General features: G+C 43.7%; 16 protein-coding genes. 5 read left to right on the top strand and 11 right to left on the bottom strand.

Going from position 1 to position 14,230, the window contains the following annotated elements; translation table 11 throughout:
• Position 1: 1 nt before the first annotated feature.
• The 4 genes from ACEYCN_RS00250 to ACEYCN_RS00235 all read left to right on the top strand — a co-directional run bounded on the left by ACEYCN_RS00250 (position 2) and on the right by ACEYCN_RS00235 (position 3,884).
• The gene (locus ACEYCN_RS00250) at positions 2–1,009 is read left to right on the top strand and encodes a DNA glycosylase AlkZ-like family protein (protein ID WP_373712339.1); all 1,008 of its coding nucleotides are present in this window, start codon (positions 2–4) and stop codon (positions 1,007–1,009) included.
• Between the two features lie 106 nt (positions 1,010–1,115).
• Positions 1,116–1,940, top strand: a complete 825-nt coding sequence (locus ACEYCN_RS00245) for an alpha/beta hydrolase (RefSeq protein ID WP_373712301.1) — start codon at positions 1,116–1,118, stop codon at positions 1,938–1,940.
• Between the two features lie 15 nt (positions 1,941–1,955).
• The gene (locus tag ACEYCN_RS00240; RefSeq protein ID WP_373712300.1) at positions 1,956–2,702 is read left to right on the top strand and encodes an esterase family protein; all 747 of its coding nucleotides are present in this window, start codon (positions 1,956–1,958) and stop codon (positions 2,700–2,702) included.
• 15 nt (positions 2,703–2,717) lie between these two features.
• Positions 2,718–3,884, top strand: coding sequence for an acetyl-CoA carboxylase biotin carboxylase subunit family protein (locus ACEYCN_RS00235; RefSeq protein WP_373712299.1), 1,167 nt, complete (start codon positions 2,718–2,720; stop codon positions 3,882–3,884).
• Between the two features lie 85 nt (positions 3,885–3,969).
• On the opposite strand, the gene xerS is transcribed toward ACEYCN_RS00235, so the two are convergent.
• The 7 genes from xerS to ACEYCN_RS00200 all read right to left on the bottom strand — a co-directional run bounded on the left by xerS (position 3,970) and on the right by ACEYCN_RS00200 (position 9,769).
• On the bottom strand, positions 3,970–5,040 hold the full coding sequence (gene xerS, locus ACEYCN_RS00230; protein WP_373712298.1) for a tyrosine recombinase XerS: 1,071 nt from the start codon (positions 5,038–5,040) through the stop codon (positions 3,970–3,972).
• 108 nt (positions 5,041–5,148) lie between these two features.
• Positions 5,149–5,673 carry an AAA family ATPase gene (locus ACEYCN_RS00225; RefSeq protein WP_373712297.1) on the bottom strand — a complete coding sequence of 175 codons (525 nt, stop codon included), beginning with the start codon at positions 5,671–5,673 and terminating at the stop codon, positions 5,149–5,151.
• 76 nt (positions 5,674–5,749) lie between these two features.
• The gene (locus ACEYCN_RS00220) at positions 5,750–6,502 is read right to left on the bottom strand and encodes a DUF3307 domain-containing protein (RefSeq protein WP_373712296.1); all 753 of its coding nucleotides are present in this window, start codon (positions 6,500–6,502) and stop codon (positions 5,750–5,752) included.
• Positions 6,503–6,539: 37 nt separating this feature from the next.
• On the bottom strand, positions 6,540–8,078 hold the full coding sequence (ffh, locus tag ACEYCN_RS00215) for a signal recognition particle protein (RefSeq protein WP_373712295.1): 1,539 nt from the start codon (positions 8,076–8,078) through the stop codon (positions 6,540–6,542).
• A 36-nt stretch (positions 8,079–8,114) separates the two neighbouring features.
• The gene (locus tag ACEYCN_RS00210) at positions 8,115–8,447 is read right to left on the bottom strand and encodes a putative DNA-binding protein (RefSeq protein WP_373712294.1); all 333 of its coding nucleotides are present in this window, start codon (positions 8,445–8,447) and stop codon (positions 8,115–8,117) included.
• A gap of 71 nt (positions 8,448–8,518) precedes the next feature.
• A complete protein-coding gene (locus ACEYCN_RS00205; protein ID WP_373712293.1) occupies positions 8,519–9,055 on the bottom strand; it encodes a hypothetical protein in 537 nt (178 codons plus the stop codon).
• A 15-nt stretch (positions 9,056–9,070) separates the two neighbouring features.
• Positions 9,071–9,769: a GntR family transcriptional regulator gene (locus tag ACEYCN_RS00200; RefSeq protein ID WP_373712292.1), complete on the bottom strand. Its 699-nt coding sequence runs from the start codon at positions 9,767–9,769 to the stop codon at positions 9,071–9,073.
• Positions 9,770–9,903: 134 nt separating this feature from the next.
• Here ACEYCN_RS00200 and guaA point away from each other — a divergent pair, with 134 nt between their 5' ends.
• Positions 9,904–11,454: a glutamine-hydrolyzing GMP synthase gene (gene guaA / locus ACEYCN_RS00195; protein ID WP_373712291.1), complete on the top strand. Its 1,551-nt coding sequence runs from the start codon at positions 9,904–9,906 to the stop codon at positions 11,452–11,454.
• Positions 11,455–11,518: 64 nt separating this feature from the next.
• Here the strand turns inward: guaA and ACEYCN_RS00190 are convergent, their stop codons facing one another.
• The 4 genes from ACEYCN_RS00190 to ACEYCN_RS00175 form a co-directional block, all read right to left on the bottom strand.
• Complete coding sequence (locus ACEYCN_RS00190) at positions 11,519–12,325, bottom strand: DUF6287 domain-containing protein (RefSeq protein ID WP_373712290.1); 807 nt, start codon at positions 12,323–12,325, stop codon at positions 11,519–11,521.
• A 13-nt stretch (positions 12,326–12,338) separates the two neighbouring features.
• Complete coding sequence (locus ACEYCN_RS00185; protein WP_373712289.1) at positions 12,339–13,100, bottom strand: SDR family NAD(P)-dependent oxidoreductase; 762 nt, start codon at positions 13,098–13,100, stop codon at positions 12,339–12,341.
• A gap of 87 nt (positions 13,101–13,187) precedes the next feature.
• Entirely contained in the window at positions 13,188–13,787 is a 600-nt protein-coding gene (locus ACEYCN_RS00180) for a lysozyme family protein (protein WP_373712288.1), read from the bottom strand.
• Between the two features lies 1 nt (position 13,788).
• A partial coding sequence (locus tag ACEYCN_RS00175; RefSeq protein ID WP_373712287.1) for a nucleoid-associated protein occupies positions 13,789–14,230 on the bottom strand: 442 nt, incomplete at its 5' end.

The following is a 14,230-nucleotide window of genomic DNA, read 5'->3' as shown; positions in this document are numbered from 1 at the left end:
GATGAATCAGGAAACTTGGAAGGGAATTATTCTCAAGAAACAAGGGCTGCTGGACGGGCAATCTGTTGAAAAAATCTGTCAAAATCTCAATGGTTTACAGGCCCAGTTCCAGCCCTATGTCCATATCGGTTTTCAGAATCGGATGACAGAACAGGAATTTCAGCAGGCAGACTGGCAGGAAAAGCTGACCCGCCAATGGTCCATACGCAGGACAGTTCATGCCTATCTCAAATCTGAAATTCCTCTCTACATCCATGAGGGGCGTATGGCTGATACCGCCTATTTACAGACTGAGTACCGGGATGAATTAAGTCCTCAAACCAAGCAGCGATTCCACCATGTTATCTTGGAGGGGCTGAGTCAGGAATCTTTGACCCGTGACCAGATAAAGGACCTCTGTCGGGCAGAGAAAATTAGCCTAGAAGATGAAAAGCGGATTTTCAATGCTTGGGGCGGACTCTTGCGCTATATGGTTGAAAGGGGGGAAATCTACCAGGAATATGGGGCCAAACGTTTCCATTTGCTCAAGGATTTTCAACCCCTGCCCAAGAAAGAAGCAGAGCTGGAAATTGCCCGCCGATATTTTTCAGGATTTGGTCCAGTCAGTCTGGCAGATGCCCGTTATTATTTCAAAGAAAATAAGTCAACTGTACTTGATTGGATGAAGCAGCTGGACTTAAAAACCATCCAAGTTGCTGGTGAGGAGCGCTTTTATCTGGGGGATTTGGAAGAAGCAGAATTGCCAGATTGTCTCTTCATAGCTGGTTTTGACCAACTCTTGCTAGGCTATGAAAAGAAGGCCAATCCATTTTTTGACCCCAAGCACATCCGCCAAATCTATACCTTGACAGGCATTATCAAACCGACTGTCTTTTACAAGGGACGTTTGGTTGCCACTTGGAAGCGGGATAAGAAAGACATTATTTTGGATGTTTTTGAAGACTTGACCAGTTCTGAGTTGAAAGAGTTGGAAGGGTACAGGCAAGCCTACCAGGCCAAGTTGCCTTGATTTGTTCGGAATAATCGGATATTGACATTAAATAACTAAATTTTCTGAATATTTCATTGAAAATATGCTATAATAGTCTAATATTAGTTGAAAAGAGAGTTTGTAAGTGAATAAATCCTATTTTTACCTTGACATGAAAACCCATGAATTGCAGGTTCCCTATACCCATCAGAACCGCCGCGTCCGTGTCTTGTTACCGAAAAATTATGAAGAAGACACCGACACCAGCTACCCCGTTGTTTATTTCCATGACGGGCAAAATGTCCTATACAGCAAGGAATCCTATTCAGGACATTCTTGGAAAACCATTCCAACCATCAAGCGCAATCCCGACATCCCTAAGATGATTATCGTGGCTATTGACAATGACGGCTTGGAGCGGATGCACGAGTATGCTGCCTGGAAATACAGCGAAATGGGGATTCCAGGTATTCAATTTGGTGGCAAGGGAACCCTCTATGCCGAATTTGTCATGGATGTGGTCAAACCCTTTATCGATAAGGAATACCGAACCAAGCCAGACAAGGCTCACACAGCCATGATTGGTTCCTCGCTGGGAGGAAATATCACCCAGTTTATGGGCCTGGCCTACCAGGATCAGATTGGCTGCCTAGGTGTTTTCTCATCCGCCAACTGGCTGCATCAGGAGGCCTTTAACCGCTACATCGAGCGTCAGGCATTAGACCCAGACCAACGGGTTTACATCTATGTCGGCACAGAAGAAGCAGATGATACGGACAAGACCCTCATGGCAGGCAATATCAAACAGGCCTACTTGGATTCCTCCCTTTCCTACTATCGCCAGTTGATAGCAGGAGGAGTGGCTTTGGAGAACCTAGCCCTTGAAATCACATCAGGAGCACTGCATAATGAAGAGGCCTGGGCAGCCCACCTACCGGCTTGCCTGCGTTTCTTGAGTGAAAAATGGTAAGGAGAAAAGAATAATATGCACGTAGAATTTTTAAGTCACTGGTCTGGTAATCTTGGCCGTGAAATGAACCTCAACCGCTATGGTCATGCTGGGATACCAGTTGTCGTTTTTGCCTCATCAGGCGGTTCGTTTAGCGAATACGCTGACTTCGGCATGATTGAGGCCTGCCGCGAATTTATCGAGGCTGGTAAGGTTCAATTCTTTACCCTGACCAGCTATGACAAGGAAAGCTGGTTAGCGGATTGGAAATCCATTCACGACAAGGCAAAAGCCCACAGAGCCTATGAACGCTATATTATCGAAGAAGCCATTCCCTTTATCAAGCACAAAACCAACTGGTTTGATGGCATGATGGCGACAGGCTGCTCTATGGGGGCCTACCACGCCGTCAATTTCTTCCTCCAGCATCCAGATGTCTTTACCAAGGTTGTAGCCCTCTCTGGTATCTACGATGCCCGCTTTTTCAATAACAATCAAGACTATGGACAAGACGATGCTGTCTATCAAAATTCCCCAGCTGATTATATCTGGAATCAAAACGATGGCTGGTTTATCGACCGTTATCGACAAGCAGAAATCATCGTGTGTACAGGTCTAGGGGACTGGGAACAAGATGGCCTCCCAAGCTTCTACAACCTCAAACATGCCTTTGAAAGCAAGCAAATCCCTGCCTGGTTTGATGAATGGGGCGGCGATGTTGCCCACGATTGGGTCTGGTGGCGTCAGCAAATGCCATACTTCTTGGCACAAATGAATCTATAAAGAAAGGAAAGACTTATGAATTACCTTGTTATTTCCCCCTTTTATCCTGAAAACTTCCAACCCTTTACCATTGAATTGGCTAAAAAAGAAGGAGTAACGGTACTGGGTATCGGTCAAGAGCCCTATGACCAGCTGCCAGAAGACCTTCGCAATGCCTTGACAGAGTATTTCCGTGTGGAAAACCTGGAAAACCTGGATGAGGTCAAGCGTGCGGCAGCCTTTCTTATCTACAAACACGGCCCAATCGACCGTGTGGAATCCCACAATGAACACTGGCTGGAATCTGATGCACAACTGCGTGAGCAGTTCAATATCTTTGGGGCTAAACCAAGCCAGCTGAAAAAGACCAAGTTTAAGTCCGAAATGAAGAAATACTTCACCAAGGCTGGAGTTCCAGTGGCCCCTGGCCAGATTGTCAAATCTGAAAAAGATATTGCCAAGGCTGTCAAGAAAATTGGTTTCCCAATGATAGCCAAACCAGATAATGGTGTCGGAGCATCAGGTACCTTCAAACTGACGAAAAAAGCTGACCTGGATGGTTTCAAAGAGGCCTGGGACGGAAAGACTGCGTATTTCTTTGAAAAATTCATTGACACCAATACACTGGTCACCTATGATGGCCTGGTCGACAGCAAGGGAAATGTGGTCTTTGAGACCAGCCTGGCCTATGTCCATACCCCTCTGGAGCTCTTATTGTCTAAAAAGGACAATGCCTACTTTATCGAAAAGGAACTGGATCCAAAATTGGTTGAGTATGGCCGTGCCGTTATCAAGGCCTTTGGGATGAAGGAGCGCTTTTTCCATATCGAATTTTTCAAGGATGGTGATGACTACATCGCCCTCGAATACAACAACCGCATGGCAGGTGGCTTCACTGTTGAGGCCTACAACTATGCCCACTCGATTGACCTTTTCCGTGACTACGCCAATGTTGTCACAGGACAAGAAGTAGAAGAGCGCCGCTTCCCGTCTCAATACTGCCTGGTTGCCACTCGCAGAGATGCAACTGACTATGTTCACTCAGCGGATGAGATTAAAGAACGTTACGCAGCCCATCTCAAGACAACCAAGCGCATGCCTGAAGCCTTTGCTGAATTACAGGGCAACGATGCCTATCTGCTAGTCACTGACAGCAAGGAAGTTCTGGATGAAATGATTGCCTTCATTGGTGAGACCAAATAAAATGAAAGACACCGAACTGGTGTCTTTTTGGTATTCAAAAAGTGTAATAAATAACCCTTTGTTTACATAACATATATTATGTAAATTATAATTTATCCAAGGCATTTTTTTGTTCATCATTGACAATATGAGTATAGAGGTCTGTTACCTGCGTAGAGGCATGACCCAGTTGGTGACTGACTAAAACTTGTGATTTGGTGGCATCATAGAGCCTGGTAGCCAGGGTATGGCGGAGTTTGTGGGGTGTCACGCGGATTTTGAAGTCCTGGGAGTATTTTCCAACCATTTTTTCAACACTGGATGCATCGATACGGTTAGGTATGCCACGGTACTCTGTGAGAAAGAGGGCTGTATCCTGTTTTTCAGCCTTGTATCTGGCTTTTCGAATTTCCAGGTATTGCTCCAGATAGGGCTTGGCGAATCCAGCAACATTGACAGAATCCCGTTTACCGCCCTTACGAGTGACATCGATGACCATCATCTTGAGATTGAGGTCCTTCAAATCCAGATTAACCGCCTCAGACAAACGAACCCCTGAAGCTAGCAGCAAGGCAATGATGGCTAGGTCACGTTCCTTGTTTTTATAAAAGGAAGACTTGGCCCGATTGGATAACTTGACCTCGTATTCACTATCGACATATTCCAGAAATTCCATGGTTTCATCACCCAAAAAGAGTTTTTGTTTGATATTTTCGGCCCGTGACGCCAGGGTTTCCTTTTGCTTTTTGGTGGCCACCTTTTTCATGACATTGCGATAGAAGTAGGGCTCACCATTTTTATCCTCCACCTCCTCTGTCAAATACTTAAAGAGACTGGATAGGGCAGACAAGGTCCGGTTGATGGTGGTCTGAGAGACCCCTTGCTTGGTCGAATAGGTATTGAGGGATGGCCGTTCACGCAGATAGAGAATGAAGGTTTCCATGTCCTTTTTGCTGAGGTTTTCAAGAGTTTTGAGGTCAATATCCGCAATCAAACCCGCATCTGAGATACCAGCATCCAGTAACCATTCAAAAAATCGTCTGTATTCCTTGAGATATTCATACAGGGTCGTAAAACTGTAAGGGACCGTCAACTTGGACTGATAGTAGTCCAGAACAAACCAGGGCATAATAGCTTTCAGTTCCTCAATTTTTTCTAAAAGTAATTCGCGTCTCATCTTTTTCTCCAAATCTTTCTATAATAGCAGTATATCACAACCTTACATGTATTTCAAGAAAATTACAGTTTTTCGGAAAGATGTTATGGGAAATAATATGAACCCAGTTTAATCAACCTTACTTATTTCAGATACTTCTAAGACTATTTCAGCAATCTCATCGACTGTTAAGCCACCTGTATCTATCTTTCGTCCTGGAATCTGGTCTTCAAATGCCTGCAAACAGTTATCTAGATGTTTTAATGCCCAGTTATTATTTTCCTGGGTTCGTTTGTCTAAACGGTCCAAAATCGTCTCTTTTTCAGCAACCAAAATATAATGCTGTACACACATGTCCTCTCTCAGCCCTTGTTCGATGATTTCCTGGTAATATTCCTTTTTAAATATCGTCATCGGCACAATGATGACCTTACCTGTTTTAGTGGCTAAATCTCGGATAATCTGAACCGTTGTCTGACGCCAAATTAGATAATCCTGAAAATCTTCTGGACAGACAGTTTTTGGGAGGTTTTCTTGAAAAAAATCACCGAGATGCTCTGGATCATAGAGGATTGAGTCCGGAATTTCTTGATCGAGACGATTTGCAAGAGTTGTTTTTCCAACACCAAAGGGACCATTTAACCAGATAATCATTCGAACTCCTTTTATAATGTTACATAATATATATTATGTAACATTAATTAAAAAACCAAGTTGAACTTGGTTAATATTATAAGACTAGTAAGGCATACAGCAGCAAAACACTGATAATGCTAAAGAGGGAACCAATCAGGTAATATTCTGCAAATCCCTGGTCCTTTGAAATACGGTCAAAACGTGCAATGGATTTGGCAGTAAAGACCAGGCCAATGGCAGCAAATTGACCCCAAATCAGAAAGATAGCCATGGTCAAACGTTCTAATTGACCAATCAGGGCACCAGCTCCAGCCTTTGTTTTCGGTGCTTCTTCTCCTTCTTTTGGCTGGTATTTGCTGAAAAAGAGTTTAAAGACAATATTGACAGGCTTGGTGATGAGCACTAAAAGGAGGAGAATATTAAAAATTGGAAAGGCTGGATACTCAGCTTTTGGTGCATCTAGTACAGCTGCTGTGTAGGCATATTGATCATAAATGAGAAAGATTGCTACCAGATGAAGGATTTGATCAATCAGAAAAACATATTTTTCCCAAAGAGGCTTGATAAAGCTCTTCTTGGTCAGGAAATACTTGATAAAATCAATAGCAAAATGCGCCAACCAAACTTCAAAAAAGAAAGAATTGATTCGGAAAGGAAAGATGATAGCGATCATCAGAAGAGGCAATCCTACCCAGAACAGATGGCTCAAGAGTGCCTTGAAGCTTACCTTTTTCTCATTGGCCAGTGCTTGGCTTTGGAAATGGAAATCTCCTAAAAAATGAGCTATGAGAGCCAGTGTAAAAGGGAGATGCTCAAATAGATAATAAGAAATGACATTATTGTCCATATAGCTACCTCCATTACTCTACTCTCAGCTATATTATTTACTTGCGTTTTTTCTTGGCCTTCTTCATTTTATTGACCTGGCGTTTCATGGCTTGTTTCATGGCAAATTCACCAATTTTACCCTTGATGCCACCCCCCATCATCTGGCTCATATCCGGCATTCCTGCTCCGCCCATGAGAGCAGACATATCCGGCATTGCTCCACCGCCCATATTTGGCATGTTCTTAGGCATATTGTTGGGGTTGAGGCCCATTTGGCGCATCATCTTATCCATATCGCCAGACATCATGCCCTGCATCATGGTTTTGGCCTGGTTAAAGTCCTTGATGAACTTGTTGACATCAACAAAGGAATTACCAGAACCTGCTGCGATGCGGCGGCGGCGACTCGGTGACAGAATATCAGGATTTTCCCTTTCTTCTGGGGTCATGGAAGACACGATAGCCCGTTTTCTGGCAATTTCACGCTCATCAACCTTGATGTTGGCCAAGGCTGGGTTGCCAGCCATACCTGGAATCATCTTCAGCAAGTCTTCCATCGGTCCCATGTTTTGAACCTGATCCAACTGATCGATGAAATCGTTGAAATCAAAGGTATTTTCCCGCATCTTTTCGGCCAATTCCAATGATTTTTTCTCATCGTATTCTTGAGAGGCCTTCTCAATCAGGGTCAACAGGTCACCCATACCCAAGATTCGGCTGGACATCCGATCTGGGTGGAAGGTTTCGATATCAGTGATTTTTTCACCGGTACCGGTAAATTTAATCGGCTTGCCAGTGATTTCACGAACTGAGAGTGCCGCACCACCACGGGTATCCCCGTCAATCTTGGTCAGAACGACACCGGTGATTTCAAGCTGTTTGTGGAATTCTGCCGCGACATTGGCTGCTTCCTGACCAATCATGCTGTCGATAACCAGAAGAATTTCATTCGGTTGTGCCAGGGCCTTGACATCACGGAGTTCTTCCATGAGTTTCTCATCAATTTGCAGGCGGCCGGCCGTATCGATGAGGACATAGTCATTACGGTTTTCCCGCGCCAAAGCAAGACCTTGGGAGACAATCTCGACCGCCGAATGGTCAGTCCCCATATCAAAGACAGGTACATTGATTTGCTGACCCAGGGTTTTGAGCTGATCGATGGCTGCTGGACGGTAAATATCGGCCGCAATCATCATGGGACGAGCATTCTCTTCCTTGATCAGCTTGTTGGCCAACTTGCCTGCAAAGGTGGTTTTACCTGCACCCTGCAAACCTACCATCATGATAATGGTCGGAATCTTTGGTGACTTCTCGATTTCAGCCGTTTCTGAACCCAGAATTTCCGTCAACTCTTCATTAACGATTTTAACGATTTGTTGGGTTGGGTCCAGGGTATCAATGATTTCATGACCAACTGCCCGTTCACGAACCCGCTTGATGAAGGTTTTTACGACTGGCAGGGCAACATCGGCTTCAAGAAGGGCCAGGCGGATTTCCTTGGTGACTTCTTGAACATCTTTTTCGGATAATTTTTTCTTTCCACGTAGGTTTTTAAAGACGCTTTGTAGGCGCTCGGTTAAGCTTTCAAAAGCCATGGTTCACTTCTCCTAAAGTAGTTATTTTATTTGAATTTAATCGCGGTTGTCAATGCTGGATAAAATGGAAATTTTTTCCTGAAGAAAGGCATCTTCTGGGTACTTTTCCATGATGGCATCAAAAATTTCACTGCGAACGATGTAATCTGAGTACATGTGCAGCTTCATTTCGTAATCTTCAAGAATTTTTTCAGTCCGCTTGATATTGTCATAGACGGCTTGGCGGCTGACACCGAACTCTTCAGCGATTTCAGCCAGACTGTAATCATCCGCATAATAGAGCTCAATATAGTTCATCTGCTTGTCGGTCAAGAGGGCTGCATAAAACTCAAAGAGGGCATTCATTCGATTGGTTTTTTCGATTTCCATAAACTTCATTATACCAAAAAAGCCCGCAATTTAATAGAGTAAAGTCGGACTTTTATCGGATATTAGGGCACTTATGCCACAGCTGCTGCTTTCACTTCTTTGACCAATAAAAAGGTAAAGAGAGCTTCGATGCCAACCATGACAAGGGCCAAGATGGTTGCTGAAAAAAGATTCCCCAAAATCAGTGCCAAAACTGGAATCAGGATGGCGAAGAGTTGGTAGCTTGGGGATTTGTACAGCCAAGAATAAGGCAAAAGATGGGCTCCAAACACCATGGCATAGACCATGACCATCTTATCAGGAACGGCATTGAAGACCCACATAACAATCAGCAAATACAGCACTTGGTTGAGGGTAAAGAGAAATCCAAGTTTACCAAGAGGATTTTCATTTGAAAAAATATCCACCTTCAACTGCTTGCCAATCAGCCATGCCAAAGGCAAGAGGGGGCAGGAACAAGCGAAAACAAGAATATTTTCCATTGTCTGCTTAAAACCAAGAGAGGTAACAATGGAAATCAAAAGCCAAATAAGAACAGAACTAGCAATAAAAGGGAGCCCTTTTTTCTGCTTGAGAATGATGTCATTTCTTAATTCATCTAGGTTCATAATTTTACCTTCTTTCTAATTGTTTTCCAGATAAAACTCGAAGCGCTCACCGACATACTGACTGTTGACATACTCAAAAGGCTGTCCATCTTCCAAATAAGAAACCTGTCTGAGTGCAAGGATGGCCTGGTTTTTCTTGATGTCCAGGAGTCGAGCAACCTTGTCATTGGCCAATCTGGCAAAGATGGTTTGGTGGCTTTTACCGATGCGGTAGCCATTGTCTGTTAGGGTTTTAAAAAAGTGATTGGTGACATCTTCTTTCTTGACATTTTGAATCAGGCGCTCTGGGATGCTGGCTACTTCATAGACAACGGGAACACCATCTGCAAAACGGACCCGCTCCATCCGAACGATATTTTCCTTGGAATCTAAGTGGAGCATCTGCCTTTCCTTTTCATTGGGCTGGGTCTTGATATAGGAAAGGAGCTGGCTCGACGGTGTCTTCCCTTGAAGCTGAATGATTTCGGTAAAAGAGGTTGTGCCCCGCATCTTTTCCTGGACCCGAGTGCTGGCAACATAGGTGCCTGAGCCCACTTTCCTGGTCAGCACTCCTTCTTCTACCAAAAGAGTGATGGCTTGGCGGAGGGTCATCCTTGAAACCCCAAACTCATCCGCCAAATCCCGTTCACTGGGCAGGCGTTGACCAATTTTCCAAATCCCCAAATCAATGTCATCTTTTATCTTATCATGGATAGTTATATAGGCAGCTTTCATGAATTTTCCTCGCAACTTCTTCCCTTATTTTATCAAAAATCTAGTTTTTTATCCATTCCTACTGCAAATAGTTCGCTTTTGTGTTAAAATAAATAGCAGAAAAGGTAAGATTTTCGATTTGAAAGGAAAAAAGAATGACAATGCAAGATGTGCAAAAGATTATCGTTCTGGATTACGGTAGTCAATACAACCAGCTGATTTCTCGCCGTATCCGTGAATTCGGCGTATTTTCTGAGTTGAAAAGCCATAAGATTTCAGTAGCCGAGGTGAAAGAGCTCAATCCAATTGGTATCGTTCTTTCAGGCGGTCCAAACTCTGTTTATGCTGAGAATGCTTTTGATATTGACCCAGGAATCTTTGAATTGGGGATTCCAATCCTCGGAATCTGTTACGGAATGCAGCTCATCACCCATAAATTGGGTGGGAAGGTGGTGCCAGCTGGTGAGGCAGGAAACCGTGAATATGGTCAATCCACTCTTCAACTGAAAGCTGATTCAGCCCTCTTTGCTGGGACTCCTGCTGAGCAAGTGGTTCTGATGAGCCATGGAGATGCGGTAACTGAGATTCCAGCCGACTTCCACTTGGTTGGTTTGTCATCAGACTGTCCTTTTGCTGCGATTGAAAACACAGACAAGAAAATCTTTGGAATCCAATTCCATCCAGAAGTTCGTCATTCTGTGTATGGAAATGATATTTTGAAAAATTTTGCTATCAACATCTGCGGTGGCCGTGGAGATTGGACCATGGAAAACTTCATCGATGTTGAGATTCAAAAAATTCGGGAAACCGTTGGTGATAAGAAGGTGCTTCTTGGTTTGTCTGGCGGGGTTGACTCTTCAGTTGTCGGCGTTCTTTTGCAGCGGGCCATTGGTGACCAGCTGACCTGTATCTTTGTAGACCACGGTCTTCTTCGTAAAAATGAAGGCAATCAGGTCATGGAAATGTTGGGCGGCAAGTTTGGCCTAAACATCATTCGCGTAGATGCTTCCAAGCGCTTCCTTGACCTACTGGCTGGCGTATCAGATCCAGAGAAAAAGCGTAAAATCATCGGAAATGAATTTGTCTATGTCTTTGACGATGAAGCCAGCAAGCTGACGGATGTGGACTTCCTGGCTCAAGGAACCCTTTATACTGACATCATCGAATCGGGAACCGAAACCGCTCAGACTATCAAGAGCCACCACAATGTGGGCGGCCTGCCTGAGGATATGCAGTTCAAACTAATCGAACCTCTCAACACGCTGTTCAAGGACGAGGTTCGGGCTTTGGGGACTGCTCTGGGCATGCCAGATGAGATTGTTTGGCGCCAACCCTTCCCAGGTCCAGGGCTTGCGATCCGTGTCATGGGTGAAATCACTGAAGAAAAATTGATGACCGTCCGCGAATCAGATGCCATCCTGCGTGAAGAAATCGCCAAAGCTGGCCTAGATCGTGATGTCTGGCAATACTTCACCGTCAACACAGGCGTACGTTCCGTTGGCGTTATGGGCGACGGCCGCACCTATGATTACACCATTGCCATCCGTGCTATCACTTCGATCGATGGCATGACAGCTGACTTTGCCAAACTCCCTTGGGAAGTCCTCCAAAAAATTTCCGTCCGCATCGTCAATGAAGTTGACCACGTCAACCGCATCGTCTACGACATCACCAGCAAACCACCAGCAACGGTGGAGTGGGAATAAATCCGCATTTATTAAAAATCCCTTTGAATCATTAAGTTCAAAGGGATTTTATTGTTCAATCTTTCTATGGCATATAGACAATTACATTTTTAATTTGTGAAAGGATAACGCCATTGCGATAAACACGGAATAGGGAACCATTTTCTCCTTGAAGAAGTTCAAATGGAATGCTCTCTGTTCGATTGTAATTGCTTTCGATAATTTTCCAGTTGAGCAATCCTAAAATAGAATTTGCATAATCAATTGTATTTTGTCCACTCTCTAAGCGAACACCAGTATCATCATTTGTTAATGGGTTACTTTCAATATTGGTTTTCGGTGGAAGGCGGTAAAATGGTTTGTAATCACTTGCTTTGTTAAGATTCTGCTGACTGCCTATCATCCGATCTTGGTGTATATCAGTATCGTCATCCCCTGTATTAAAATACTGACCAGGAATTTTGACTTCTGAGGGAATCATGACCAAACGATAACCACCTTGGCTACCATCTTTAGGTTTGACAACAGTCTCTAATGCTCCCTCTACCATCTTAAAGCCATCAACAGTTTCTGGATTGCTATCAGCCACTAAGCCAACTGAATTGAAAGTGAGCAGTCTGCCATCATCACTGCACCATGTTCCGATAATGCTCGAAAAATCATCCTGTGAGATGGCTTCTATATCCATTTTAGCAAATATCACAGTTAAAGGATTCTCGTTAGAAGTCGGACTCTCAGTTGTAGAAACCGTTGATTTTGGGGTTGTCTGCGTTTGCTTCGTTTGGTTTGTTGTACTCGTACTACTGCTAGGTGATGTACCTGTTTTTTTACCACAGGCAACAAGAAGCGTTGCGAGAAGAACTGTCGCAGCAATAAGTTTGATCTTTTTCATATATCTAATCCTTCTAATTTTCGCGATGAATGGTAAAGCCAGTAGCTTGTTGATTGGCCATGATAGTAATATCAGATATTTGTACTCGTCTTGGCTGGTTAGCAATGTAGAGGACTATATCCGCAATATCTTGGGCCTGAAGGGCCTCAATCCCCTTGTAAAATTGAGCAGCTCGCTCTTCATCTCCATGGAAGCGAACCAGACTAAAATCTGTTTCGACCAGACCAGGCTGAACGGTCGTGACCTTGATATCCGTGGCAACTGTATCAATCCGTATGCCATCACTGAGCACTTTGACAGCCGCCTTAGTAGCTGAATAGACAGCAGCACCTCCATAAGCATAAATACCCGCAGTAGAGCCAATATTGATAATATGTCCCTTATTTCTCTCGACCATTTGTGGCAGGATTTGGCGAGTTACGAACATCAAGCCTTTGACATTTGTATCAAACATGGTCAGCATATCCTCTAGCACATAATCTTGAAATTTCTCCAAACCGAGGGCTAGACCAGCATTGTTGACCAAAATATCAACAAACCCCACTTCTGCTAGAATCTTTTGGCAAATGTCTGTAACCTGATCAATCTGTGTCACATCCATAGGATAGGTCCAGACAGTTGCCTGATAGTTTTTTTCCAAGTCTGACTGAACTGCAGCGAGACGTTGTTCTCTGCGGCCTGTCAGCACCAGTTTATCCCCATTTTGGGCAAAGGTATGGGCAATGGCTTCTCCAATACCACTTGTTGCTCCAGTAATCAATACGGTTCTACTCATTCAGCAAATCTTCCTTTCATTTTCTATGACTATTATAGCATTTTTAGACCAATAAAAAACCAATCAGGTGATGTTTGATTGATTTTCTTAGAATATATTCATCAGTTTTAAGATACAGAGATTGAGCTGTACTTGGCGGGAATAGTAGATATTTCCACCATTGACATAGAGTTTTCCTCCATGAATCAGAGAAATGGGATGGAAATAGTTATAGGTTTCACCAGAACTGTTTCCAAGACTTGGTGCCACTACTTCTTTTGAATATTTTTTGGCAACCTCAATGGTATTTTCTCCACCATTTTCAGCCACATAGTTGATGTAGGCTGGGCCGTAGTTGTATGCCTGAACAGCTGTCCACACATCGACCTGAGCTTCTTCAGCCAAAATCAGATTGTTGCTCAAATATTGGACACCTTGACGGATGCTTTCTTTTTTATCTGTGATACTGTTGATATAGCCTGTTGCAGACTCGCTAGACTGCATGACATCTACTTTTTGTCCCTTGGTTTCCGTGTAAATCATGGCCAGGATCAGCTCTTCATTGGCTTTGGTATCATTCTCTGCCAAAACCTCTTGCACCAAGGACTGGTAGGTCATGACTTGTTTGACATTGCGCCAAGTCTGATAGGTTTGATAGGCTAGAAAAACAAGGACGACAAGAAGGATCGTTCTTGTTATTTTTTTCATACTATTGGTTTTTGATATCCTCGATATTCTTTATTAGGATAGAGTAAGTTCCGTTCTCATTCTGAATAAATTCAACAGACTCTGCATCCTGATAGATGTTATTGGGTACGATGAGTTCGATACCGTTTGAAAGAGACAGTTTCTGGTTTTCAAATTTTTTGAGCTGGCGGCTGGCATCAATCTCCTCGAAGACAATCTTCTCAGGAACAACCTCTTTCAGTTCATCCACAAAGCTGAGGCGAGCTGTTAAGTTTTGGTCGAAAAGCTGGTTGGCTAACTTTTCAGGTGACAATTCCCCATCTTCTTCCAGATGATTAAAGATAGCAGATTTGACCTTGGATTGGAATTGGAAATCCCCCTGCTGGAAATTATCCGCAATCTTCTGGGCCGTTTTTTCTACTGCTTGAATGGATTTTTTTGGCAGAAATAGTCGGTTTGTCCTG

The sequence above is a fragment of the Streptococcus sp. genome (genome assembly GCF_041802885.1).
Taxonomy (GTDB): Bacteria; Bacillota; Bacilli; order Lactobacillales; family Streptococcaceae; genus Streptococcus.
This window is presented reverse-complemented; position numbering and strand designations above follow the sequence as displayed.

Bases quoted from the DNA above. Each gene is read 5' to 3' on its own strand.
- ACEYCN_RS00250 (WP_373712339.1), top strand. From the start codon at position 2: ATGAATCAGGAAACTTGGAAGGGAATTATTCTCAAGAAACAAGGGCTG.
- ACEYCN_RS00240 (WP_373712300.1), top strand. From the start codon at position 1,956: ATGCACGTAGAATTTTTAAGTCACTGGTCTGGTAATCTTGGCCGTGAA.
- ACEYCN_RS00235 (WP_373712299.1), top strand. From the start codon at position 2,718: ATGAATTACCTTGTTATTTCCCCCTTTTATCCTGAAAACTTCCAACCC.
- xerS (WP_373712298.1), bottom strand. From the start codon at position 5,040: ATGAGACGCGAATTACTTTTAGAAAAAATTGAGGAACTGAAAGCTATT.
- ACEYCN_RS00225 (WP_373712297.1), bottom strand. From the start codon at position 5,673: ATGATTATCTGGTTAAATGGTCCCTTTGGTGTTGGAAAAACAACTCTT.
- ACEYCN_RS00220 (WP_373712296.1), bottom strand. From the start codon at position 6,502: ATGGACAATAATGTCATTTCTTATTATCTATTTGAGCATCTCCCTTTT.
- ffh (WP_373712295.1), bottom strand. From the start codon at position 8,078: ATGGCTTTTGAAAGCTTAACCGAGCGCCTACAAAGCGTCTTTAAAAAC.
- ACEYCN_RS00210 (WP_373712294.1), bottom strand. From the start codon at position 8,447: ATGGAAATCGAAAAAACCAATCGAATGAATGCCCTCTTTGAGTTTTAT.
- ACEYCN_RS00205 (WP_373712293.1), bottom strand. From the start codon at position 9,055: ATGAACCTAGATGAATTAAGAAATGACATCATTCTCAAGCAGAAAAAA.
- ACEYCN_RS00200 (WP_373712292.1), bottom strand. From the start codon at position 9,769: ATGAAAGCTGCCTATATAACTATCCATGATAAGATAAAAGATGACATT.
- guaA (WP_373712291.1), top strand. From the start codon at position 9,904: ATGACAATGCAAGATGTGCAAAAGATTATCGTTCTGGATTACGGTAGT.
- ACEYCN_RS00190 (WP_373712290.1), bottom strand. From the start codon at position 12,325: ATGAAAAAGATCAAACTTATTGCTGCGACAGTTCTTCTCGCAACGCTT.
- ACEYCN_RS00185 (WP_373712289.1), bottom strand. From the start codon at position 13,100: ATGAGTAGAACCGTATTGATTACTGGAGCAACAAGTGGTATTGGAGAA.
- ACEYCN_RS00180 (WP_373712288.1), bottom strand. From the start codon at position 13,787: ATGAAAAAAATAACAAGAACGATCCTTCTTGTCGTCCTTGTTTTTCTA.